20 protein-coding genes and 3 pseudogenes are annotated in these 23,182 nt (G+C 70.3%); 11 read left to right on the plus strand and 12 right to left on the minus strand.

Going from position 1 to position 23,182, the window contains the following annotated elements; all coding sequences use genetic code 11:
* Positions 1 to 341: 341 nt before the first annotated feature.
* Positions 342 to 1,160, minus strand: coding sequence for a hypothetical protein (locus AC07C1_RS39085; protein ID WP_478946884.1), 819 nt, complete (start codon positions 1,158 to 1,160; stop codon positions 342 to 344).
* 437 nt (positions 1,161 to 1,597) lie between these two features.
* On the opposite strand from AC07C1_RS39085, the pseudogene AC07C1_RS39090 reads away from it, so the two are divergent.
* Positions 1,598 to 1,810, plus strand: a pseudogene (locus AC07C1_RS39090) (DUF1062 domain-containing protein); the annotation flags it as partial.
* A gap of 59 nt (positions 1,811 to 1,869) precedes the next feature.
* On the opposite strand, the gene AC07C1_RS39095 reads toward AC07C1_RS39090, so the two are convergent.
* The 3 genes from AC07C1_RS39095 to AC07C1_RS39105 form a co-directional block, all read right to left on the minus strand.
* Positions 1,870 to 2,538 carry a hypothetical protein gene (locus AC07C1_RS39095; RefSeq protein WP_478946885.1) on the minus strand — a complete coding sequence of 223 codons (669 nt, stop codon included), beginning with the start codon at positions 2,536 to 2,538 and terminating at the stop codon, positions 1,870 to 1,872.
* 480 nt (positions 2,539 to 3,018) lie between these two features.
* The gene (locus AC07C1_RS39100) at positions 3,019 to 3,189 is read right to left on the minus strand and encodes a DUF5670 family protein (protein ID WP_199209256.1); all 171 of its coding nucleotides are present in this window, start codon (positions 3,187 to 3,189) and stop codon (positions 3,019 to 3,021) included.
* Between the two features lie 232 nt (positions 3,190 to 3,421).
* Entirely contained in the window at positions 3,422 to 3,694 is a 273-nt protein-coding gene (locus tag AC07C1_RS39105; RefSeq protein ID WP_478946886.1) for an XRE family transcriptional regulator, read from the minus strand.
* Between the two features lie 14 nt (positions 3,695 to 3,708).
* Here AC07C1_RS39105 and AC07C1_RS39110 point away from each other — a divergent pair, with 14 nt between their 5' ends.
* The 7 genes and pseudogenes from AC07C1_RS39110 to AC07C1_RS39140 all read left to right on the plus strand — a co-directional run bounded on the left by AC07C1_RS39110 (position 3,709) and on the right by AC07C1_RS39140 (position 11,117).
* Entirely contained in the window at positions 3,709 to 4,116 is a 408-nt protein-coding gene (locus AC07C1_RS39110) for a YciI family protein (protein WP_478946887.1), read from the plus strand.
* Between the two features lie 8 nt (positions 4,117 to 4,124).
* Positions 4,125 to 5,246: pseudogene (locus tag AC07C1_RS39115) on the plus strand (RNA polymerase sigma factor); the annotation flags it as partial.
* Between the two features lie 337 nt (positions 5,247 to 5,583).
* Positions 5,584 to 6,600 (plus strand): GlxA family transcriptional regulator, encoded by a 1,017-nt coding sequence (locus tag AC07C1_RS39120; RefSeq protein WP_478946913.1) that lies wholly within the window; start codon positions 5,584 to 5,586, stop codon positions 6,598 to 6,600.
* Positions 6,597 to 8,369 carry a thiamine pyrophosphate-binding protein gene (locus AC07C1_RS39125; protein ID WP_478946888.1) on the plus strand — a complete coding sequence of 591 codons (1,773 nt, stop codon included), beginning with the start codon at positions 6,597 to 6,599 and terminating at the stop codon, positions 8,367 to 8,369. Before AC07C1_RS39120 ends, AC07C1_RS39125 begins: the two co-directional genes overlap by 4 nt.
* Positions 8,341 to 8,994 (plus strand): SRPBCC family protein, encoded by a 654-nt coding sequence (locus AC07C1_RS39130; protein ID WP_478946889.1) that lies wholly within the window; start codon positions 8,341 to 8,343, stop codon positions 8,992 to 8,994. The genes AC07C1_RS39125 and AC07C1_RS39130 overlap by 29 nt, the downstream gene beginning before the upstream one ends.
* Positions 8,991 to 10,010, plus strand: coding sequence for a ketoacyl-ACP synthase III family protein (locus tag AC07C1_RS39135; protein WP_478946890.1), 1,020 nt, complete (start codon positions 8,991 to 8,993; stop codon positions 10,008 to 10,010). The genes AC07C1_RS39130 and AC07C1_RS39135 overlap by 4 nt, the downstream gene beginning before the upstream one ends.
* Before the next feature lie 3 nt (positions 10,011 to 10,013).
* Positions 10,014 to 11,117 carry a histidinol-phosphate transaminase gene (locus tag AC07C1_RS39140; RefSeq protein WP_478946891.1) on the plus strand — a complete coding sequence of 368 codons (1,104 nt, stop codon included), beginning with the start codon at positions 10,014 to 10,016 and terminating at the stop codon, positions 11,115 to 11,117.
* 575 nt (positions 11,118 to 11,692) lie between these two features.
* Here AC07C1_RS39140 and AC07C1_RS39145 read toward each other — a convergent pair.
* Positions 11,693 to 13,243 carry a serine/threonine-protein kinase gene (locus AC07C1_RS39145; RefSeq protein ID WP_478946892.1) on the minus strand — a complete coding sequence of 517 codons (1,551 nt, stop codon included), beginning with the start codon at positions 13,241 to 13,243 and terminating at the stop codon, positions 11,693 to 11,695.
* Positions 13,244 to 14,121: 878 nt separating this feature from the next.
* The gene (locus AC07C1_RS39150; protein ID WP_478946893.1) at positions 14,122 to 14,286 is read right to left on the minus strand and encodes an RICIN domain-containing protein; all 165 of its coding nucleotides are present in this window, start codon (positions 14,284 to 14,286) and stop codon (positions 14,122 to 14,124) included.
* 110 nt (positions 14,287 to 14,396) lie between these two features.
* On the opposite strand from AC07C1_RS39150, the gene AC07C1_RS39155 reads away from it, so the two are divergent.
* Positions 14,397 to 14,981, plus strand: a complete 585-nt coding sequence (locus AC07C1_RS39155) for a hypothetical protein (protein ID WP_478946894.1) — start codon at positions 14,397 to 14,399, stop codon at positions 14,979 to 14,981.
* A 292-nt stretch (positions 14,982 to 15,273) separates the two neighbouring features.
* On the opposite strand, the pseudogene AC07C1_RS39160 reads toward AC07C1_RS39155, so the two are convergent.
* From AC07C1_RS39160 to AC07C1_RS39170, 3 genes and pseudogenes are all read right to left on the minus strand, one after another.
* Positions 15,274 to 15,528, minus strand: a pseudogene (locus AC07C1_RS39160) (vWA domain-containing protein); the annotation flags it as partial.
* Positions 15,455 to 16,423, minus strand: coding sequence for a TerD family protein (locus AC07C1_RS39165; RefSeq protein WP_478946895.1), 969 nt, complete (start codon positions 16,421 to 16,423; stop codon positions 15,455 to 15,457). The gene AC07C1_RS39165 and the pseudogene AC07C1_RS39160, both read right to left, overlap by 74 nt.
* A gap of 596 nt (positions 16,424 to 17,019) precedes the next feature.
* Positions 17,020 to 17,835 (minus strand): hypothetical protein, encoded by an 816-nt coding sequence (locus AC07C1_RS39170; protein ID WP_478946896.1) that lies wholly within the window; start codon positions 17,833 to 17,835, stop codon positions 17,020 to 17,022.
* A 781-nt stretch (positions 17,836 to 18,616) separates the two neighbouring features.
* Between AC07C1_RS39170 and tap the strand changes: the two genes are divergently transcribed.
* On the plus strand, positions 18,617 to 20,899 hold the full coding sequence (gene tap, locus AC07C1_RS39175; RefSeq protein WP_478946897.1) for a telomere-associated protein Tap: 2,283 nt from the start codon (positions 18,617 to 18,619) through the stop codon (positions 20,897 to 20,899).
* Between the two features lie 13 nt (positions 20,900 to 20,912).
* Positions 20,913 to 21,470, plus strand: coding sequence for a telomere-protecting terminal protein Tpg (gene tpg / locus AC07C1_RS39180; protein ID WP_478946914.1), 558 nt, complete (start codon positions 20,913 to 20,915; stop codon positions 21,468 to 21,470).
* A 30-nt stretch (positions 21,471 to 21,500) separates the two neighbouring features.
* Here the strand turns inward: tpg and AC07C1_RS39185 are convergent, their stop codons facing one another.
* The 3 genes from AC07C1_RS39185 to AC07C1_RS39195 all read right to left on the minus strand — a co-directional run bounded on the left by AC07C1_RS39185 (position 21,501) and on the right by AC07C1_RS39195 (position 23,096).
* Complete coding sequence (locus AC07C1_RS39185) at positions 21,501 to 21,956, minus strand: hypothetical protein (protein ID WP_478946898.1); 456 nt, start codon at positions 21,954 to 21,956, stop codon at positions 21,501 to 21,503.
* A 154-nt stretch (positions 21,957 to 22,110) separates the two neighbouring features.
* A complete protein-coding gene (locus AC07C1_RS39190; protein WP_478946899.1) occupies positions 22,111 to 22,704 on the minus strand; it encodes a hypothetical protein in 594 nt (197 codons plus the stop codon).
* 98 nt (positions 22,705 to 22,802) lie between these two features.
* Positions 22,803 to 23,096, minus strand: a complete 294-nt coding sequence (locus AC07C1_RS39195; protein ID WP_478946900.1) for a WhiB family transcriptional regulator — start codon at positions 23,094 to 23,096, stop codon at positions 22,803 to 22,805.
* Between the last annotated feature and the right edge of the window lie 86 nt (positions 23,097 to 23,182).

Consider the following 23,182-nt stretch of genomic DNA (forward strand, 5'->3'; position numbering starts at 1 on the left):
ACCTCGCCGGCCTCCACCTCCGTGCCTCAATGATCTGGATCAACGACCTGCTGAAGGCAACTGGCTGATCACAACGTCACACAGGCCCTAGGGCCGCCTGGGAGAGAGAAGCGGCACGGAACGCGTGCTCTTCCACTCCGGACGGGGCTGTCCTGAGGCTGGGGAACCCTGGCTGTGCGCGCAGTTACCGGCGCAACCACCGGCCGTTGCACCAGGGGTGGCGCAGCATGCCTGACTGCGCCTGGGCCCCGGAACGCCGACGGGGCTGTTGGCGACCGGCCTGGCACACGAGGTTGGCCCTCGACGCCGCGAGTGCGGGGCCGAGGGCCCTTCGTGGGCGGTTACGCCTCCATCCCTCCGAGGCCGTCGCCGCGCTCGTCACGGTCGGCGGAATCGGGGTCAGGGTTCCGCTGCTCGGACTGCTGGCAGGGGATGGCGTGGATGAGGGCGTCGCGGAAATCGCGCAGGGCTCGGACGGCCGCGCCTTCGGCGCCTGCGGGCCAGTTCGGATCGTGGTAGCGGGCGGTGTCGAAGTCCTCGTTCTCGTCCAGGCGCGCGAGGACTTCCGCAACGGTGACGATGGCGGCCGGGTAGTCGGTGGCGGGGCAGGTGAGCGTGCTGAGGTCGGGAGCTGGCAGGACTGGGGATCGGTAGGCGGGGTCCTCGGTCACCAGGACGCCCAAGGTGGCCACCGCCAGGGTCCAGGCCGATTCGCAGTGATCGCGGTCGGCTGGGATCAGCGCGAGGGCTGCATCGGCGACATCACCCTGGTGGTGTGAGCTGCCGATGCAAGTCTCGGCGGTGACGCTCGCCCCCAGGCGGAGCGTGCCCTCGAGGGTGCCGGGCTTGTGGTTGGTGGCGGGCTGCCACGACCACTCGGTCGCCGGGGCGAGGCGTTCGAGTGCCGAATGCCAGCGGGGACCGCTGTAGCCGTCGGCGGCCAGGATGATGGCGCCGGAGTCGGGGGCGAAGGTGATGGTGCCCCTGATCGGGCTGTTGCGGAAGCGAGGGTTTTGCTCGAAGAACACGAGGCCCGTGCTCCGGTCGGAGTGCGTGCGGACAGCCAGAGGTGGTTGGGAGGCCATGAGCGCGGTGTAGAGGCCGTTGAAGGTGCCGGTGGTGGTGAGCTCCTGGTGGAGGGTGTCGCGGGTGGTGAACACGCGGGGTCCTTCCCGAGGTGAGATCCCGTTGGCCGGTGTGCCGGGCAGGGCTGCTCCGCGGAGGGGCGGGGCGGCGGGGTGGACCGTGCGCGAGGTATGGCTTAGCCCCGCAACCTGTGCGGCGCTGACCGGGATGCAGCGGGTCGGGCGCGGCAACGCGCTCGGCCCCGCCCCTAAATACCTCGGATGATGCTGCCGGATGCTACCCACCCGTACACCGCGATAGTTGCTGTCCAGCACAATTGCCACCCGAGCGGGATCGCGCAGGGTCCCCATAGGCGCGCGGGTTGAGCATCTCGGCACTGTGCCGCCTGTGACTCCATCTCCCACAATCACCCCCGTCCACGACCGAGTGCTCCCCTAGTACGGCCTTCAGCCCCCGTTGCACACCGTGGCACAGCAACTGCCGTCGGCTTGAGAGGCGTCCGCCTGCCCGAACGCGCGGATCGGATCACCTGGACCGCGAGGTGATCGACGTCTCGGTGCGCTTTGCCGCGCGGATCCCCGTCCGGCCGGTGCGACTGATCGCTGAAGGCTGCGGTCTTTCGCGGGCCGAGGACGAAGGACTGATCACGGAGGGGAATCTCGTTTCGGCAGTCAGGCTGAGCGGCAGGCTCTCCGGCGACTTCACCTTCACGCTCAAGCGCTGAGCCCTCCTGGACCAGCGGCCTGTCCGGCAAGCTCCGCCGGACAGGCCCTGGCCTGGTTCTCAGCGCTCTTGCACGAAGGCGTGGCCCCGGTGGCGGTTGGCCACGCAGGAACGCTTCTCCGTGGCGGTCATCCTGCGGGATTTGACGACGACGACGCTGTTCTTGCCGCCGGTGCCGTTCTCGGCGGGGCCCGTGACGGTGTCCTCGAAGAACCAGTAGTAGTGGCCCCACTCAGGGCTGTCGTAGTGGGTCTGCCACGTACCGGTGACCCGCTGCATGACCTGGGCCCGGGAGATCCAGCCGACTTCACCCGGCTTCACGGTCACGTTGAGCGAGCTGGACTCGGCATGAGTGCTTGACCAGCTGTGGTTGTAGCTCGCCGTCACGCTCAGGTCGATGATGCCTGCGATCTTGCCGCCGGCGGTGACCGAGAGACCGAGCGAGTCGGTGGTGCCGACCGTGTCGCTCCAGGTCATGGTCTGGGCGGCGTCCGACGTGCTGCAGTTGAACAGATAGTCGGAGACCTGACGGAAGCTTCCGAGGTAGGCCTCACCCAACCGCGGTGAGTTGAAGGTGCACTTGCCTATGCCCGACTCGCAGTCCGCCCGCAGTTCCTGACGGGTCGGTTGGTCCTGTGCGGCAGCGGGGACGGCCGCTGTCGCGGCCATTCCGCAGGTCGCCACCGCAGTGGCCAGCATCCGGCCGCCGTACCGCTTGAGGCGGTTCATCCTCATGTTGGTGCTTGCCTTTCAAACCGATGGGGGGATCGGTGAACTCCGGTGGCACGCAAGGGACTTCCTGCATGCCGCGTTGGTCCACCGCCTGTGCGTGAGACTGTCTCACAGCGGGCGCCGCAACACCAAGGGCAGGCAAAATTCCGTTGGGGAGGACACCACCCGGTGGCGGGAAAGGACGCGGACCACGGCCGCGAGAGGCGCAGCCGGGTACAACACGGCGACACCGGCCCTCCGCGGATCGGAGGTGCAGGGTTCCACTGCTGCTCCACCGAGGGCCGGTGCTTTCTCCAGCTACCCCCGGATGCGTCCGATACGCCCGATCCCTCCCCGGCCCGCCTGGGCGGCACCTCCTGCGCCAGGCGTCGGGATGAGTGGCGTCAGGCGTCGCACGAGTGGGGCCCGGCCGTCCCTGGCCGGGCCCCACCGCACACCATCACGTCTGGTGTGTGTCGTGCTGGATGAGGTGCGCTGCTACCAGCGGTACCAACGGCCCTTGCGGCCGCCGCTGCCCGCGGGCCGGACCACGAAGCCCAGCAGCCACACGACGAGAACAATCACCGCGATCCACCACAGCGCCTTCAGCGCGAAGCCCGCACCGAAGAGGATCAGAGCCAGAAGAAGAACCAGAAGCAGGGGAACCATCGTTATCAACCTCCTGGCCACCGGATGCCCTTACTTCGGCCTTACAAGCGTACAGACGGTGTGTTTCTTTCGCGCGTCGAAGGGCATGCTCGCGCCTTGCGACGTTCCCCCTCCCCCTCATTCCACACAGCCCGGCGGGAAGAGAACGAACAACTGCCCGCGAAGGGCGGCGTCGCGGCTGCGAACGACGACACCACCCTCCCCCCAAGTGGTCAGCGCCCGAGCCTGACCGTCACGCCGGCATGGTCTGCCCGCCGCCTTCGGCGTCTTCCGCGCAGGCGCCGGCGAGGTCGTCCAGGGACAGGCGCAGCGCGTGGGCCAGGGCTGCCACCGTGAAGAAGGCCGGGGTCGGGGCCCGGCCGGTTTCGATCTTGCCTCTCAGGAATCTCGAAGTCGGCCGCCGGCACCCGCGCCGGCGTGCCGAAGTGAATCCGACGGTGATGTCGAGAACCCGTGACCGGCTCCGTCCCCGAGGTGAAGGCGGCCACAATGGGTCGCACAGCACCGAGGAGAAACGTCATGGCCAAGTACTTGCTGCTGAAGCACTACCGCGGCGCCCCGGCTGCGGTCAACGACGTCCCCATGGACCAGTGGACGCCGGAGGAGATCTCGGCCCACATGCAGTACATGCACGACTTCGCGGTCCGGCTGGAGGGGACCGGCGAGTTCGTCGACGGTCAGGCACTGGCCCCCGAGGGGACGTTCGTCCGGTACGACGGCGAGGGTCGCCCGCCGGTCACCGACGGTCCGTTCGCCGAGACCAAGGACCTCATCGCCGGCTGGATGGTGATCGACGTCGACAGCTACGAGCGCGCCATCGAGCTGGCCGGGGAGTTGTCGGCCGCTCCCGGGGCGGGCGGGAAGCCGATCCACGAGTGGCTCGAGGTGCGCCCGTTCCTGGCCGCGCCGCCCACCGTCACGGAGTGACCCCTGAGGTGGACGAGATCCTGCTCCGGAGCCTCACGCCGAGCGTGCTCGCAATTCTCGTCCGCCGCGGAGCCGACTTCGCGGCGGCCGAGGACGCCGTACAGGACGCGCTGGTCGAGGCGGTCCGCGTCTGGCCCGCCGACCCACCACGGGACCCCAAGGGCTGGCTGGTCACCGTGGCCTGGCGCCGGTTCCTCGACGCGACCCGGGCGGAGGCCGCCCGCCGCCGGCGTGAGGACCTCGTCGACGACGAGCCGGCGCCCGGGCCCGTGCCCGCGGTGGACGACACGCTCCGGCTGTATTTCTTGTGCGCCCACCCGTCGCTGACGACGTCGTCCGCGGTCGCGCTCACGCTGCGTGCCGTCGGTGGGCTGACCACCCGCCAGATCGCCCAGGCGTACCTGGTGCCCGAGGCGACCATGGCGCAGCGCATCAGCCGGGCCAAGCGCACCGTCTCCGGCGTGCGGTTCGACCAGCCCGGCGACGTCGCCACCGTGCTGCGCGTTCTCTACCTGGTCTTCAACGAAGGCTACTCCGGCGACGTCGACCTCGCCGCCGAGGCCATCCGGCTCACCCGGCAGCTCGCGGCCGCGATCGACCACCCCGAGGTGGCGGGGCTGCTCGCCCTCATGCTGCTCCACCACGCCCGGCGCGCCGCCCGCACCGCGCCCGACGGCAGCCTGGTGCCGCTCGCCGAGCAGGACCGCGGCCGGTGGGACACCGAGATGATCGCCGAGGGGGTGGAGATCCTGCAGGCGGCGCTCGCCCGCGACCGGCTGGGCGAGTTCCAGGCCCAGGCCGCCATCGCGGCACTCCACGCTGACGCGCCCAGTGCGGAGGAGACCGACTGGGTGCAGATCGTCGAGTGGTACGACGAGCTCGCGCGGCTGACCGACAGCCCGGTCGTCCGGCTCAACCGCGCGGTGGCCGTCGGGGAGGCCGACGGACCGCGCGCGGGCCTGGCGGCGCTCGCGGCGCTGGACGACTCACTGCCCCGCCACGCCGCGGTGGCAGCGTACCTCCACGAGCGTGACGGTGACCTGGCGACGGCGGCACGGCTGTACGCGGAGGCGGCCCACAAGGCGCCCAACCTCGCCGAGCGCGACCACCTGACGGGCCGCGCGGCTCAACGCCCGCCGGTGTCTCTGACGGGTCGCACGCCCGGATGTGCCCGCCCGCACCCTCGAGGCCGGGGGCCGACGACCGGCACGGTGCGCGGGGGCGACACGGTCAACCGCCCTTCTCCGCGGACTCGTCCACGGCCCGGTCCTCGCCAAGGCCAGGACAGAACCGGCCGCCCGCACAACCGTACCGGCGCCCCTGTGAGCTGCCTCACCGGCACTCTGCGACCGAACCCTCGAAGTGCCTGGCCAGCACCCCTGTCCCCCGCCCACGGACCGCTCGTTGGCCGGATACGTCAATAAACTGTCATTGCAGCCAGTGCGACGGACGATACAGGCTGTGACCGTGTTGGAGCGACGTGTTGTTGTGGTGGTGTACGCGGGCTCGATGGCCCTGGACATCACCGGACCGATTGAAGTGTTCGATACCGCCAACCGGCTCCTCGGCCCCTCGGGCGCCCCCTACCGCGTGGACTTCGTCTCCGCCGACGCGCCACTGGTGCGCATGAGTTCGGGAATGCTCGTGGAGGCCTCACCCCTGGAGGCGGGGCAGGGGCCGATCGACACGCTCCTCGTGCCCGGAGGCTGGAGTCTCCACTACGCGCTTCGGGACCGGGGGCTGGTCTCCTGGATCGGCGGGGCAGCCGCACGGTCGCGCAGAATCGCTTCCGTATGCGGCGGAGCCTTCCTGCTGGCCGAGGCCGGCCTTCTCGACGGCAGACGCGCCACCACCCACTGGGCGTACAGCGAGGCGATGGCCGACCGCTATCCGGACGTGACGGTGGATGCAGAGCCGATCTTCGTCTGGGACGGGCCCTTCGTGACATCCGCGGGCGTGTCGACGGGCATCGACATGGCGCTGGCTCTGGTGGAGGCCGATCACGGTGCGGCGCTCGCGCTGGAGACGGCACGGTTTCTGGTGCTGTTCTTCAAGCGGCACGGAGGACAGTCCCAGTACAGCGCCGTCCTCGACGCCCAGCTGGCCGATCATCCGCCGATCAGGGCGGCACAGGAGTGGATTCTGCGTAACCTGCACCGCCCGCTGCCCGTGGCCGAGATCGCCCGGCAAGCCAACATGAGTCAGCGCAACTTCGCCCGGGTCTTCCGGCGTGAGGTCGGCACGACACCCGGCCAGTACGTGGAGCGGACGCGTATCGCTCGCGCACGCGAACTACTGGAAACCACCGATCTGACGATCAGCGAGATAGCCGGCCGCTGCGGATTCGCCGCCCCGGAGACCTTCTTCCGCTCCTTCGGACGAATCCTGGGACTCACCCCCAAGGAATACCGGCACCGCTTTCAGGCCATCTCGCCATCCGGTCTCATCGACCGGCACCATGAGAGGGACAGGAGCCCCGTATGACCAGCACGACCTCGCACTTATGCGAGACGCAGACGGTCCGCCTGGTCGACCATCTGGCCGCGGAACTCGCCGCGGCCGGCGTCACCCACCTGTTCGGCGTCGGCGGCGCGAACATCGAGGACCTGTATGACGCCGTGCACCGCTGCGGCACCGTCCGCGGCGTCGTAGCCAAACACGAGTTCTCCGCCGTCACCATGGCGGACGGATACGCACGCACCACCGGGCGCATCGGCGTCGTCGCCGCCACCTCGGGCGGTGGGGCGATGAATCTCGTACCGGGCCTTGCGGAGGCCCATGCCTCACGGGTGCCCTTGCTGGCCCTGGTGGGCCAGCCGCCGACCGGCCAGGAAGGCCACGGTGCGTTCCAGGACTCCAGCGGCAAGGCGGGTTCCTTCGACGCCCGGGAGGTTTTCGCACCCGTCTCCCGGTTCTGCGCCCGGGTCGATGAGGCGGACGCGCTCAGGGATCTGCTGCCCCGGGCGATGGCGGCGGCCCAGGCTTATCCACGCGGGCCGGCCGTCCTGCTGCTGCCCAAAGACGTGCAGCAGGCACGGATCCGGATGCCCGGCCGCGACGCGGCCCGGGCACCGTGCGTGCCGGGGCCGGCGTCATCAGCGGCGCGGCTCGACCCGGCCGCACTCACCGCCGTGTCGGACACCCTCCGGGGTGCCGGCCGCGTCCTGGTCATCGCCGGTGAAGATCTCGCCGCCGCAGACGCGCGTACGGAGCTGGACGAACTGGCCCGTCGGCTCGGGGCTTGGGTGGCGGTCACCCCGGACGCCAAGGACGTCTTCGACAACCGTGATCCGCAATTCGCGGGCGTGGCCGGGGTGATGGGCCACGCCAACGTCGAGGAATGTCTGCGGCGGGCCGACGTATGCCTGCTGGTCGGTACCCGGCTGCCGCTCCTGGCACGCGGCGGCCTCGACCAAGCCCTGGCCACCACCCACGTCGTCTGCCTCGGCCCCGAACCGCCGTTCGTGGCAGCCACCACGCTGGGCGGGAACCTGCGGGACGCGCTGCGCGCGGTGACCGCCCGCCTGCCGCCCCGGCCACGCCCGTGTCCTGCGCACTCCGGTCCCCTTCCCACCCCCGTGCCGAGCCGGCCCTCCCAGGGGCGTGAGCGAACTATCCCCCATGTCCAGGCGCTCGCCGCGGTGGAGGCGGCACTCCCCCAGGACGCACACGTCTTCGTGGACGCGGGCAACGCAGGGGCCAGCGCCATCCATCTGCTCCCGGCACCACGCCGCGGCCGGTTCGTGGTGGCGGTCGGCATGGGCGGCATGGGCTATACCTTCGGCGCCGGCATCGGCGCCGCGCTCGCCACCGGCCGACGCACCTACGTCCTCGCCGGAGACGGGTCCTTCTTCATGCACGGCATGGAAGTGCACACCGCGGTGGAGTACGCGGCACCCGTCACGTTCGTGATCTTCAACAACAACGCCCACGCCATGTGCGCGCTGCGGGAGGAGTTCTTCCAGGGCGGCGTCCGCGACGACGACGTGTTCGCCCGGACCGACCTCGCCGCCGCGGTGGCCGCAGCCTTCCCGTCCCTGAAGGCGACAAGGGCCGGTGACGCGGCGCACCTGCGCACGGCGCTGCTGCGCGGCAACGCGGGCGGCGGCCCGGCCTTCGTCGCGGTGGACTGCGACCCGCGGGAGATCCCGCCGTTCCTTCCCTTCCAGTCCTTCACCGAAATCACCGAGAGCACCAACAGCACCGAAACCAAGGAGAGTTCAGATGAGCGAGGCATCGTCCACGTTGGCTGACATCCCCGGTCTGATACGGATCGAGAACTCCGGCAAGGAGGAGCTGACTGCCCACTGCATGGAGCTCACCCACGCCGTTTACCCGCACCACCAGGTCTACGGGCAGTACTGCACCATTCACGAGTACGTCGACTGCCCCCCGGAGTCGGCCTACGACTACCTGCGCCAGGGTCACCACCTGGAGGAGTGGACCTGCAGCCTGCGGGACTTCGCGCCCTCCGGCACACCCGGGCTGTGGGTCGGCCACGACCGGCTCGAGGACGACACCAAGATCTACTGCGAGGTGGTCGCCCATCCCGAGGCAATGACCGTCGACTACCACTGCTCGTGGGACCAGGGCGAGAAGCTGTGGATGATCTACCTGATGCGCGTGATCCCGGCCCGACTGGTACTCGACAAGCCGGGCTCGGTGATCACCTGGACCAACTGCCGGCACCCCTACTACGACGCCAACCCGCACCCTGAGCAGGCGCCCCGCCCGGACCGGCCCTGGGTCGGCGACTACTGGGACCTCTTCTACGCAGGGCACACCGTGGAGATGAACAACCTCAAGGCGATCCTGGAACACCGCCACCGCAACGGCCTGCCGGTCAGCGTGGCTCCTTCGAGGGCGGTGGCGCGGTGACGACGGTAAGCCTCACCGACGTCGCGAGCTACCTTCCCGGCGAGCCGGTCCCCGCCGAGTTCTACACCGAGTACCCGGGAGCCGAGGACAAGCTCCGCAACCACCCCATGTTCAAGGTCCCGCCGTTACGGCACCACGTGGCCGCCGGCGAGACCAACGCGGACATGGTCGAACGCGCCGTACAGCCCCTGATCGAACGGCACGGCAGCAAAGAGATCCGCGGCGTCGACGTACTGCTGGTGCACAGCCAGCTGCCGGACTTGCCGTTCGTCGGCGCCGGCACCGAGGTGGCCCGCCGGCTGGGCCTGAACCCGGAGTGGCTCGTCGACGTGGCCAACGCCGGCTGCGCCTCCTTCGTGTACATGCTGAAGCTGGCCCGGCAGATCCTCACCACCACCGATGCGAAGACCGCCCTGATCTGCAATGCCCAAAGCGCCGCGGGACAGTGGTTCACCCAGTCCGAGGTGCGCAGGCTGGCCCAGGCCGCGATCCCGGGCGACGGCTGCGGCGTGGGGTACGTGACGACGTCGGCCGACGCCCCGGTCCTCGACGTGGAGACCCGGCACATCGGCGAGTACGCCGGTGACATGACCGTAGCGGTCGACGATGGCCGCAAGTACTGGGAGCCGGGCAAGTCCCAGCTGCGGATCGGGTTCACCGACGCCAGCGTCGCCAGGGTTCTCGCACGCGGGAACCGCCTCGTCCCCGAGGTGGTCACGGACCTGTGCCGACGGCTCGGCGTGGCGACCACCGAGATCGACGTCCTCATCACCAACCAGCCCAACCGGACCTTTCTGCGGAACTGGCGGGAGGCACTGCAACTGCCGCCCGAACGGCACCTGCACACGTTCGACGAGTGCGGGAACCTGTTCGGCGCGGCCATCCCGATCACCTTCGACCGCGCGATCGACTCCCGGCAGGTCGAGGACGGCGACCTGGTGGTGCTCGGAGGATTCGCCCACGCGGGCGACTTCGCCGGTGCCGTCGCCGTCCGCTGGCACGGTGGACGGAACTGAGCGATGGACATCCCCGTACTCCACCGACTCGCCCTCAACGAGAGCCCGTATCCTCCGCTGCCCTCGGTCCGCGAGGCGATGCAACGGGCCGTCGCGCAGGCCCACCGCTACCCGTCGTTCCATCCCGACGAGCTCACCGAGCGGATCGCCGCATGGTGCCGGGTGACCTCCGACCGGGTCGCGGTCGGCAGCGGATCGGTGGGTGTGGCCCTGCAGTTGCTCCAGGCCGTGGTCCGCCCCGGCGACACGGTCGTCTACAGCTGGCGGACGTTCGACGCCTATCCCCTGCTGGCCACGATGGCCGGCGCGCGCACCGTCCCGGTACCCCTGTCCGCGGACGGTCACCAGGACCTGGGCGCCCTGCTCGCGGCGCTCGACCACCGCACGCGTGTCGTGGTGCTGTGCAATCCCCACAACCCCACCGGAAGCCTCATCACCGCGGACGCGCTGTCGGTGTTCCTGCGGCAGGTGCCCCGGCACGTCACCGTGCTGCTCGACGAGGCGTACGTGGAGTTCGCTCGCCACACCGCCCTGCCGGACACACCCGCGCTCGTGGACTCACACCCCAACCTGCTCGTCCTGCGCACCTTCTCCAAGGCCTACGGCCTTGCCGCCCTGCGGGTCGGTTACGGACTCGGCGTCTCCGACCTGGTGGCGCGAATCCGCCGGCAGCAACTGCCCTTCGGGATCAATGCGGTGGCCACGGCGGCGGTCAAGGCCTCGCTGGAGGCCGGCGGTGAACTGCGCCGACGCGTGGACGCCGTGGTCGCCGAACGCGAACGGCTCTGGCACCAACTCGTCGACCTCGGTTGGCGGGTACGCCCGAGCCACGCCAACTCCCTCTGGCTCACGGCGCCCGATCCCGTCGACGAAGGTGCCATGGCTCTTGCCGCGGCTGGAGTCGAGGTGCGCCACTACCCCGGGGAGGGAGTCCGGGTCACCATCGGCAGCCGGGAGGCCAACGACGCCGTGGTCGCCGCGCTGGCGGAAGCGGCACGTGCCGAGGCGTCAGGCAGACGTGCGCCGAACACGACGGCGGACGAGGCGGCCGCCGTGTATCGCCGTCTGCCGGTGAGCGGGCAGAGACCACGCTCGCCCCAGTTCTGACGGCAGGGGGTGCGGCAAGGACGTGACCGCCTTGCCGCGCCCCCTGCTGCACACGGCGGCGGGTAAGCGGGCGTGATCGGGCCGGCCGGCAGTGGTGGTGTGGGGGTGACGGTGCCTCGACGCGACGGACGCGCCGCCCCAGAAGTGCCAGGTGCCATGGCGCGGCGTGCGAAGATGCCCGGTCTCGCGCGTCCGGTCACGCTCGTCCCGGCGCGTACGCCAATGGAGGCGTTGGTGGCGAAGGCGACCGGCAGCAGCCTGGCCTGCTCCAGGGTGACGGCGGTGACCCGGTGGCCGAGTTGCTCCCGCAGCAGCGCCATGGTCACGCCGGCAAGCACCGGGGCCTGGGGCCAGAGGACCGTGCCAGCAGGTCACGTTCGTAGGGGACGCTCATAGCACGCAGCGGTGGCGGGGGCAGGGCGCCGACGGCCCGTACGGTCACGAGGAAGCCCGGCTGGCCGGCGTCGGCGGGGTGGCCCATGGCCACCGTGGGGTCGTAGACGGTGACACGGACGACACATGGGGTCTCCCGGCCGCCCAGGGCGCGCCGGACCTGGTCACGGACCGGGCCGGTGTCAGGACGGGGCTCCCAGGGTCTGGGCGATGAAGCGGGCCTCGTTCTTCTTGAGATTGACGGCGACCTGGAGGCTGGAACCGGGGATTTTCTCGACTATGGCGGGGCTGGCAAGGAGGCGGTCCGACTCCCGGATGACGAAGGCCAGCTCATTCTGGGGCCCGGGCTGCCCCGCCGCCTTGTCGGTGAGGCGGGAGAAGGCGGCCCGGTCTCTGTCGTTCAGGGTGACTTCCACAGTCCACCCGTGCAGGCCGTTGTCCGACTGGTAGTAGGCCCTGACGCTCTTGAACTGCCGCACCGTGAGCCCTGTCTCGTCGGCCGTGACCACGCAGGTCTGGCGGTCGTCCGATGTCCAGGAGCGTCCGGCGGGCGAGTCCGTGGGGCAGACCCCGGGCGACTGGCTCAGCACCGGCAGGATGCCGACGGGGCCGTCCGGTTTCCCCGCGCCGCTGGAGCCGGCCTCCGCGGTCCAGGGACGCAGAACCAGGAGCGCGCCGACGGCGAGAGCGGCAGCGGCCCCTCCGGCCGCCAGCAGTAGGGTTCTCGGCCGCCGGGTTGCCTGGCCAGCGCCCGGCGCCATGGCCATGTCCGCGGTCCTCCCAGGCGGGGGGACCGGCTGGGTCCGAGCGTCCGGCTCCACCAGGCGTCGGGCCTCCCGCACCGCGCGCGTGCGCTGGGTGCGGTGGCGCTCGATGGCCTCGATCCAGTTCGCCGGCAGCCAGTCCTCGCCTCCCCGTGCGCCGGGTCGTTCTTCCAGCCGCTTCTGGGAGCGCGCCACGATCTGCGCGGGCTCCGGCCGGGCGGCGGGGTCGGATCGCAGGCACGGCAGGATGAGTTCCTCCAGGTCGCCGGGTAGTCCCGTGACGTCGAGTTCACCCGCCGCGGTCCGCACGAGCTGCTCCAGCGCCGACCCGGCCCCGCCGTCACGGTAGGGGACACGGCCCACGGCGAGGTGGAAGAGCGTCGCACCCAGAGAGAACACGTCGGACGCCGCGGTCGTCGGCTCACCGCGCGCCTGTTCGGGCGACGCGTACGCCACCGTGCCCAGCGCCGCCTGTGTCCGGGTGACGTCGTGAGCCTGTGAGATACCGAAGTCGATGACCCGCGGGCCCTCCACCGGCAGCAACACGTTGGACGGCTTGATGTCCCGGTGCACCAGTCCGGCCGCATGGATGCTGAGCAGCGCCTCGGCCATGCCGGCGGCCACCCAGTGCAGCGCGCCCGCCCCGAGCACCCCGCAGCTTTCGACCAGGTCACGCAGCGACGGGGCGGGCACGTACTCCGTCGCCATCCACGGCACCGCGGCCTCGGCGTCCGCCTCGACCACGCTCGCCGTGTAGATGCCGCGCACCCGTTGAGCGATCCGTACCTCGCGCGCGAACCTCCGCCGGTCGTCGGCCGAGTCGGCCAGGAGCGTCTTCACCGCGACGATACGGCCCCCCGGGGAACGGGCGAGCAGGACGCGGCCCATGCCCCCACTGGCCAGCTCTTCCATGACGGCATACGGGCCGAACCGCTCCACCACCGGCATCCCCCATCCCCCTGTCTGCAAGACGCCCAGTATCACCCGATGTTCACCCGGGGCACACCTCGTCCCCCAGACTCGACTCCTACCAGCAGCGACACGCCGGTCCCGGTGAGGCCGGTCGTGAACGTCCGGTGACGGCCGCATCACGATGGACCGCGTGGACGTAGCCGACCGTTGGGCGGGTCGTTGAACTCGTCATGACGACGTGCGACGAGGACGGGCCCCCGGTGGTCTTCGCCGGGAGGACGGGTGCCTCCCGGCAGGACAAGGAAGGGAGTGACTGCGGTTGGTGCCGCATCCTTCTCGGTCCCGTCTCCACCGGCGAACACCTCACGGCCGGGACACCATCCGAGGGCCGCGGCGGACGCTCGGCAACCAGGTGCGGGAGCGTGCAAGCGAGGATGGAGCGGGCACGGATGGTCATGGTTCCCGTAGCGGTGATCACCGTAGTGGCCGCGCTGACGCTGATGGCGGTGGTCTGAACCAGCGCCACCGGCCTGGCCCAGAGCGGGCTGCGGCAGCATCCGGAGGTGCGCCGGGCGGTCGCCTTCGCCATCGGGACGCCTGGAACCGGAGAGGACTTCCGGGCGGCTGCCCGGTCTGGTGGAACGCACCTGCCGGGCACGGGCGGAGCAGCGTCCCCAGGGAAGCGGCGAAGTCATCTGGTGAACGCCGGGCGCCCTGTGCGGCACCGCCAGCGGCGACAGGTGAGTCGGCGCAGCCGGTGCGCGGACCATCATGGGCGAACGGCAGGACCGGAGGCCGCGGCCGTGCCCGGAACTCGCCGGACGGTCGACACCCCGGTGCGAGCGCGCGCCCGCCGGGCTCTCAGCGTCGAGACGACGATCCTGCGGCCCCCGGCGAGAGCGCTCTGGGCCCGCCCCCGGCCGCGGTGCGGACCGTCAGCCCGGCCGGATGAGGAACCGCTGGTCGGCCGCGCCCGTACAACGTTCTTCGGTCGCTTCGGCTCCCTGGGTGGTGTCGTTGTCGGCGATGCCGATGCACCTGCTGCTGTTGGCCGGGCGAAGCCGATAACCCTCGGGGCTGTCCGCGGGGGTGGCTTCCACACGTAACGCGTACATGGCTGCCGGAACCCCGTACTCGAGCGCGATCCCTTGTTCACCCTGGTGATCAGGAGGGGCGGGACGTTGTCGGTGGCGGCCGATACGTTGCGATCATGGGTGTCTATCTAGTGAGTGTCGCCGCGCAGGACTGGTCGCGGCCGGGGGAGGACGGGTACGGGGACGTCGCCGCCGCGCTGAACACCGAGCTGGAGCGGCGCGGGCTGCCCTCTTACTCTTACGAGCTGCGGCCAGCCGCACGGGAGGCGCCGGGCTGGTTCGAGGAGAAGGCCAGCCCGTCCATGGACGGCTTCGTGGCGCTGTGCAGGACGCGGCTGACCGACGCGGAGCTGTCAACCCTGCTCGACTGGAGCGTGCTGGTGCCGTTCGCGCTGGAGGAGGAGATCGTGCTCCCCGTCGGCACCACGTACTCCGGCGAGGAGACAGCGGTCGCCGGGGCCCCGCAGGTGCTCGCCCTGGCCGAGCGGCTGGCCGGCGCCGTCGGACTGCCCGTTGACGCGATACCGGCAGGCGAGAACCTCGCACTGAGCCTGTGGTTCCTGGAAGGCGGGGCGGAGCGAACTGCCCGGGTGCGGCCGGGACCGTGGACCGAGGACCGGAACGCGGCCTTCTACGTGGCGCTCTACCTGCGCGCCGCGCAGTACTCCCTGCGGTACAACTGCCCGATGACCTACTCCTGAACCACAGCGACGGCCGACCGGCCGGAGAGGCCGTATACGGGACCGGGTCCAGGTCCGGGTCCGGGCCGGGGGCCGTGTCCACCACGCGCCCGAGCCCGTACCCCACCTGAACACCGCCGCGTCGCGTCGCTCCCGCGAACCCAGCGGCCGCGCTCATCGGAACACCCCCGCGTCGGCAGGGAGCACCCGCTGCGGTGGTTAGCAGCCCAGGCCTGGCTCGATGCAAGGCCTTACACCGCATCCAGTTGGCGAAGGCGTCGACCAGGCCCGTGTAGAACCTCTCGCCGGGCACCGATCCCCGGTTCTTGCTGGCGTCGTAGAACGCGACGTTAGTGAAGGTGACAGAGGCGGAGGCATTGAGGTTCTTGTAAAACGCGAGCTTCCCCCGGCCAAATCCGACAAAAAGCCAGACAATCCCCAGCGAAGCGGTGTTCTGGAGCGTGGAGCGGACCTCTGCCTTATCCCAGGGCTCGTCACCGACCTGGGTCACGATGAAGGCGGGATCTGCAGCGCCGGACTCCTGATAGTGGCTGACTGCGCGACGCATCGCGTCGACGACGTTGCCCCAGCCCCAGTCCACCTGGGTATGCAGCTACCCGATGCGGCCGCGGTAGTTGTCCAGCCGGATCTCCTCCAAGAACGGCTCTCGCCCCACTTGAGAAGATCACGGGCACCGTGCCGTCGTCGTCGACGTTGGCAGACAGGGCCAGGACTCGTTCGGCGAAAGCCTGCACGGCGAACGTCTCGCACAGCTCTTCCATGTGCCAGTCATGATCCAAGAGCAGGTAGACGGCAGCTCGCCGCCCCGTCATTCCACGGTCTGCGAGAGCCTGGCCGGCCTGCCGCGCGGGGGCCAACAGGCCCGGAGCTTGTCGCTCCACCTTCGTGAAGTCCACCGCAGCGGCCGCAGCCGTGCGCGTTTGCGTTGGAATCAGCGCGGCATGCGGGTCGGGATCGACATCCACGCCGTAGTCGGTTGCCAGCCCAGCAAGGCCAGAGGCGTAGCCCTGCCCCACAGCCCGGACCTTCCAGCCGTCACCGCGGCGGTACAGCTCCGCCAAGACCACGACCGTCTCCCCTGAAGTGAAGTCCGGCGCGGTGAACAACGCCGACGGGGCGCCGCTCTGGGTGATCGTCAGCTGCGGTGCCCGGGTGAAGACGGCGCCTGACTGCAGCGGATCAGCACTCACCACAACAACCACACGGTGCACGCCTGCCGACAGGCGAGAAAGCTTCGCAGTGACCGCAGCGCCCTCGACGGAAACACCCTCCTGGGCCGGATGGTTGTAGAAAACCAGGTCATGATCGCCACGCACTTTGCCATCCGAGCCGAGCAGCAGCGCGGACACGTCCGCGGAGAGCCCCTGTACCGCCACTGACACCACCGTCCGCGCTGTCAACAGAGACACGTTCTCGCCCTTACGCAGTGACGCCGTCCGCATTCCCGCCCCCTGTTGATCACCGGAGAAGAAACGGTAGTCACCTATACGCGCATCTGTGGCCACTTCGCATCTGACATGCGCATCCTCCCGCGCCCCTCTGGGCGATACCAGCGATCACTGAACATGACCCTGGCCAACCAAGTGGCAAGACCTGATCACTACCGCCAGCTACCTGGAAAACAGCAGATCAGACCACATGCCAAGGTCCGCCCTCGCCTCCGCGCCCACCACCCAAACCCCTCACGCCGCCTCACCGCACCTCCACACCAACTTGATCAGCCCCGGCCAACCCACCCACTTCTGATCACACCAACCGCTCCTGGACACCGCACTACGAGAACTCGGTATCGCCTGGGCCTAGCCGCGCGACCCGGGGAGTTGCTCGGCTTTGGGCACCGCGGGCCCACCACAAGGACGAGCACGCGGCGCCACCCGGCACCCTGCCGATGTGCAAGGAACCCGACGAAGCCGTGCGCCCCGACTCCATGGCGCGGCGCGGCTGCTGCGCAAATGCCACCCAGTGCCCCGCGCGTGGGGAGGTTCCGCAGCCGCACGCTAGAGCCCTGACGGGTCGTCGGCGGCCTGCCGACGGCCCGCTATGCGGGGTCGTCGATGCGGGTTAGCAGGCCTGCGAAGGTGGCGATTGCTACGAGGTCGTTAGCCCAGCTGCCGGCAGGCGGGCGTGCTGGCCGGTCCGCTGGGGACAGCGCGGGCTCTGCGTTGCAAAGCTGTCCTCCGGAGCCGTGCTGGAAGAGCGAGAAGTCCGTTGTCTTGTCGAGGGGGAGCCACCCCTCGGGCAACGGGGTGCTCGCCAGCGACGGGGCTTGCGTGCCCTCGGGGGCGAAATACATCGTGGCCGTCTCTTCCCAGGTGGTGGACTTCAGGGCGACCGGCTTGTCGAAGACCTCTGGGCGGAGCTGCAGAAGGCCTGACTCGTGCAGTGCTCGGATGTAGTTCAGGAGCTCAATCGTGCCGACCATGACCCAGGCGACCAGTGGTACCGCCGCGCGGTAGCGGTCGCGCAGCCCGAATGGGTCGCCTTCCCGTCGCCGTGCTGGATCGTGGTGCACCACATCGCCGTAGATCCAGGCGTTGGCCAGCCGGTGGGCGTCGAGATCGTGGTCCTCGCCGGTGGCCGCGTCCGCGATCATGACCCGGTAGCCGGCTTGTTCACGCGTCGGGGGATTCACACGGGTCTGCCATTCGGCACGCACAGCCCGTATCCAGTCCGCATCTCCTGGTGATGTTCGGCAGAAGTATCCCAGCGCTGCCAGCGTCTTCATGTGGAAGCAGTCCTCGGTCTCCAGGAGGATCGGACGGATGCGGGCCGCAGCGGACTCCACGACCTCCTCTGGCGGCAGTTCACACCGGATCCGCACTTCGCCGTCGCGGAAGAAGATATTGATCTTCATCTGGGACAGCCTCGCGAGAGCATCCCAGTCGGCCGCGAGCGAGTGTTCCTCCACGCGGCGGGCCCTCACTACGAAAGCCTCCAGCCGGCGTTGATGCCTCTGTCCGACGCTCTCCGGCTGACCGCCGTCCACGCTTGCCCCCTCGCTTCAGAAACCTCTACAGCATGACGACGCGGACCGCAGGTATCCACCTAATTGGCTGGCTGCAACTGGACGGTGTTTCGCGTGCAGTACACCGGGTGCGCTCAGTAGTCAGTTCCCCGGCGTGGTCATGCGCGGAGTATCAGGGCCCCGACGACGGCTCGATGGGTGAACCAGCAAGTCCGGCACTGCGGTGCCCTCCCCCGCCGTCGCCCGGCGCGTGCTGGGGCCCAGTGCCCGGGCAGACCGGGCCCGGCTGCTGCGCAAGCGCAGCCGCACCGAGCAACGCGATCGGCTCACCGCACAGGCGACATCGGCGCCGCGCTGGCCGCGGCAGGCCAGCTCCGGGTATGGCCGCCCGCGGCTGGGATGCGCGCAGGTAGCCGTGTGCGAACCCGGAGGCCGCCCGCCAGGCGGCGCCCACCTTCACTGCAGTCAGGCCGACCGCAGGAGCGGCGTCGAGCAGGATCTGGTGGGTTCTGGGTGCGGTCAGCGGGGCCAGGCCGAGCCGGTCGGCGATGGCGCGGATTTCAGCCCGGCTATCACCCGGCCCCCCGCCGTACGGTCTTTGTACGCCAATCGTCCGCTATTGGTACGCTGAAAGGGCGTTCGAGGTAGACTAGGGGGCGGAGGTGTCCCCATGTCCGAGTTGTTCGACGCGGTCGACGCGCTGGTCGCGTCCCGCTCCCCACTGCCGCCGCCGGCCGAGCGCAGGCGGCTGCGGCAGGCTCACGCGCTCACCCTGGACGAGGTGGCCTCGGCCCTGGGCGTGCGGCGGGCGACCGTGGGTGGCTGGGAGTCGGGCAAGGCCGAGCCCCGGCCCCCGGAGCGGGAGGCCTACGCGCGCCTGCTGAAGCAGCTCGCCAAGCTCTACCCCGCCCCCCAGAGCACCGGCGCTCCGCAGGAGGACACGGAGACCGCGGCGCCACAGGCATTCACTACCGCAGCGCCCGCTGCGCAGGCTCGGCCTACGGGCGGGGCGCCGGAGGCTCCTCACACGGGCGGTGCACCGGAGGCTGCTGCTGCCGCGCCCGTGGCCGAGGAGCCCTCGGCCACTCCCCCGGCGCCTGTTCGGCACGCAGCACCGGCCGCTGTGTCGCTGCCGCGTACGGAACAGGCGCCGCGAAGTTCGCGGCGCCCCGCCGCGGCGAAGACCGCTCTTGCGAACACCTCCGCGCCCGGAGGGGCGTACGCGCACGGCCCGTTGCTTGTCCTCGACGCCGACGCCGACCGGAACGTGACCGGCTACGGCATCGGTGGCCTGATCATGGACGTGCCCGCCAAGTCCCTGCCCGCGCTGGTGGAATGGACGCTGACCGAGGCGCAGCTCGGGGCGGAGCGCCTGCACGGCTCGGGTAAGGACGCCGATCCGCTGCTGGTGCTCACCCGCGCGGCGTGCGAGCGCTACGGCCTGCCCGCCGAGCTGTCGCACGAGGAGCGGCTTGCCGGGCGGCTGCCGGAGGGGCACAAGGTCATCAAGCAGCTTCAGCGTGCCGAGTGGAAGCTGACCAAGCGGGGGCTGGGGCCGTGGGCGCGGATCTACCGCCCCGCCCACGGCGGGCGGCGCCAATGCGTGCAGCTGTGCATCCCCTCGTGGCGCGCCCTCGATGGCCGCGCGTGGGGGCATGCCGCACAGCTCGAGCCGGCGGAGCTGGCCCGGGTGCTGGGCGTGTATGCGGTGCGGGTGATGACACCGGTGGGGTCCACGGCCGTCACCGGCCTGCAGCTGATGACCGCGCTGAACCCACCCACCCGCGCCAGCGCACCGGACGCCGACGGCAGAAGGCACACCGAACACCGGCCCGGGTCGCTGGGCACGGAACCGATGGACCCGGCCCCGTGCGAGGCGACCGACGGGCACCCCGTCCTGGCGCACCTGCCGCGGTTCCATGTGCGTGGCCCCGGCGAGCGGCTGTTCGAGGAGGCCTATGACTGGGCACGGGACCTGACCGACGAGGAGTGCATGAAGCGCCACCTGGTCGGCATCGACGTCAACCTCGCCTTCGGCGCGGCCGCCAACGGCGCCGTCGTCGGCCTTGCCTCGCCACCGGTGCACGTCACCAACCCGGCTTTCGATGCGGCGCTGCCGGGCTCCTGGCTGGTCGACCTCTCCCACGTCGACCTGAACCGGGTGAAGGCCGGCAAGCAGTGGCGCGACCTCGACGGCGACCTGCTACCCAGCCCGTTCACGCCGACCGGCCAGCGCCCCCAGGACCCGGCCTGGTACGCCACCCCCACCGTGGCCTACGCGGTGGAACTGGGCTACGAGGTGGCCCCTGTGGAGGCGTGGGTGCGCTCCGAGAGCGGCCGGTTCCTGGACGGCTGGTACAAGCGGCTGCGCGATGCCTACGTCGCCACCATGGCGGACCTCGGCGTCACGGAGAAGCTGCCCCCGGCCGAGTTCCTGACCGCGATGGACGGCTACAAGAGCCGTGATCCTGAGCTGGGAATCGTCGTGGACGCCGTCAAGATGACCGTCAAGGGCGGCATCGGCAAGCTGCAGGAGAAGGCGCGCGGCGGTGGCTGGAAGCCGGGGCAGGCGTGGCCTGCCCTCGCCCGGCCGACCTGGCGCCCGGACATCCGCGCCACCGTGATCTCCCGGGCCCGGATCAACATGCACCGCAAGATGCTGAACCTGGCCGCGGCCACCGGCCGGTATCCGGTCGCGGTGCTCTCCGACTGCGCCGTGTATGCCGCCGACGGGCCCGGCCCGCTGGATGTCCTGCCCTACGACACCGACGGCAAGACCGTGCCCGGCAGCTTCCGGCTCGGCGTCTCCCCCGGCATGGTCAAGCACGAGGGCACCCAGAGCGTGCTGTGGGGCGCCGACGTCATCGAACAGCTCGCCGGTGACGGCCACGTCGCCAATCTCGCCCGCTACATCAAGACCGGCGAGGTCACCGCCAAGGACACCGGAGAATAGGTCAGTTATGGCGATGGTCACGATCGGCGAAGAACTCGACAAGGCGGTCCAGGGCGCGTTCACGCGCCCCATCCCGAAGACCGCCGGCGCACAGATGCGCTACCTGGTCCGCCAGCACCAGCGCAGCACGCGGCGCGTTGCCGAGCTGCTCGGCATCAGCCAGCGCACCGTCGAACGCTACGTGAAGAACCAGATCAAAAAGCCCCGCCCGGAACTCGCCGACCGCCTCGAGCGTGAGGTCCGCACGCGCTGGCAGCCGCAGATCAGGGCCAAGGCGAAGCAAGCAGCGGCCACCACCGGCGGCATCATGATCGATGTCCAGGCCCGGTTCGGCTACACCGCCGCCCCCGGCAGCACCGACGACGCCCGCGTACGCCACCTCACCCTCGCCCTGCCGCCCCGCCACGCCGCCCGCCTCTTCGAAGCCCAAGCGTCCGGCGTCGACGAGGACGACCTCCGCCAGATCGCCGCCGAGGCCTTGGGTGAGGTGTACTTCCGTGACAACGGCCAACGCGCCCACGGCCTCGAAGTCGAACTCACCGACCTGATCGACCTCGAGTTCGAGCTGTAACCGGTCAGGGCCCCAGACAGGACACGTCCATCATCGCGGCGTGGACCTGGTCTTTGCCGTGATGTGCGCGGGCGAGGCGAAGTGGGTCTGCATCCCGTCGTAGTCACGGCGCCGCTCACTCGCCCACCGGCGGCGGAACGCGGCCTGTGCCGGGCGCGCCTCGCGGGCGGCTTCGTCGGCCACCGAAGCGTCCGGTGCCTCCCCGGCGTGCTCCAGTTCCACAGCCGCCAGAATGTGCTGGCCGTCCATGCGGTTCTCCAGCCACAGCACCAGCCCGGGGTGTTCGGCGAACATCAGGCGCAGCCGCTCCCGGCCCGGCGCGCTGGCTGCGAGCCGGACGAGTCCTTTCGGGAACGGCGCCCTGACGGCCGGGAGATGCAGCGACGGCGGTTCCTGCCCGGCCAGCCCGAGCGCGGCCTCCACCGCCGCCGCCTCCCGCTCGACGCCCGCCGGCTCCTGTCTCTCTGCCTCTTCCGGCTTCCGCATGCCTGTTCCCCCTTGGGTGCGACCACGATTTTGAGTACTGAGAGTAACCGGCCTCCGGACGCCGACTATCGGCCCCCACCGACGCCTCGCAGCCCGGAGGGCCCCGATCCGGCCGACGCACCGGCCCGGCGTGCGCCCTGCGGCGGGCCCGTCGTCAGAGGTTCCAGTCGTCTGGGTCCCAGTAGCCGTCGTGACGGACGCAGCCGCCGTCGGCGACGATCAGTCCCTCGCCGGTGCGTCGGCCGGGGCTCAGGGACAGCGTGACGCCGTGGTCGTCGGTGGTGTGGATTACGTGCAGGGCGGTCGCTTTGCCAGTGACCGGGTCACGCTCCGGTTCCGTCGTCACCTTCCATCCCCGCGCGGACCACCGCCTGCGAAGGTCGGTCACCGCCGCGCGATACCCGGCGTCGCCATCCATGAAATCCGGGGCCCAGGAGACGGACGGCTGGTTCCGGTTGACGTCATCGCCGTCCATACCGAGGTCGTCGACGCAGGACGCGCTGGAGCTGGACTTTCCCAGGATCACGGAGTCCGGGTCCGAGCCCAGGAAGCGAACGGTGTCCTCGCCGGCGGCCTGCGTTTCGTGTACGTGCTGGAGAAACTGCGCCTCGGAACGGATCGGACCACCCGCCACGCTGCAGCCCACGAGCAGGAACACCACAGCGGCCCCAGCAGTGGACAGGCCCAGGCCCCTGCACCTTCGGGAGGCGGCGGACGCCGCGTGAGCGGCGGAACGAGTCGGCGTCATGACGCCATCCGAACATCGCCAACCAGGTGGACGGCTCCGTCGCCCTACTCAGATGCGTACTCAGAACTCAGAGAGTGGGCCGTAGGAACATCCCAGCCTCAACCGGCCTGTGTCCGCTCGCTGTCGCGGCGGGCGTTGTCCAGGACCGTCCGCCAGGAGGTGACGTTCGGGCTGCGGCGCAGCAGGGCTCGGCGTTCCCGTTCGGTCATGCCGCCCCACACGCCGAACTCGATCCGGTTGTCGAGGGCTTCGGCCAGGCACTCGGTGCGTACGGGGCAGCCGGTGCAGACGGTCTTGGCCCGCTTCTGGCTCGGGCCGTCCACGAACAGCTCATCCGATTGAGCGCCGCGGCAGGCAGCGTCCTCGCTCCAGTGGTCCCGGGTACTGGTCATGGTGTCCCCTCCCCCGTCGCGGCCGGCGACGGCATTCACCCTATTGCCCTGGTCAGGGCCGGTACAGACCTGCTCAGTGCCCGCCG

Source organism: Streptomyces sp. NPDC045022, from assembly GCF_056432605.1.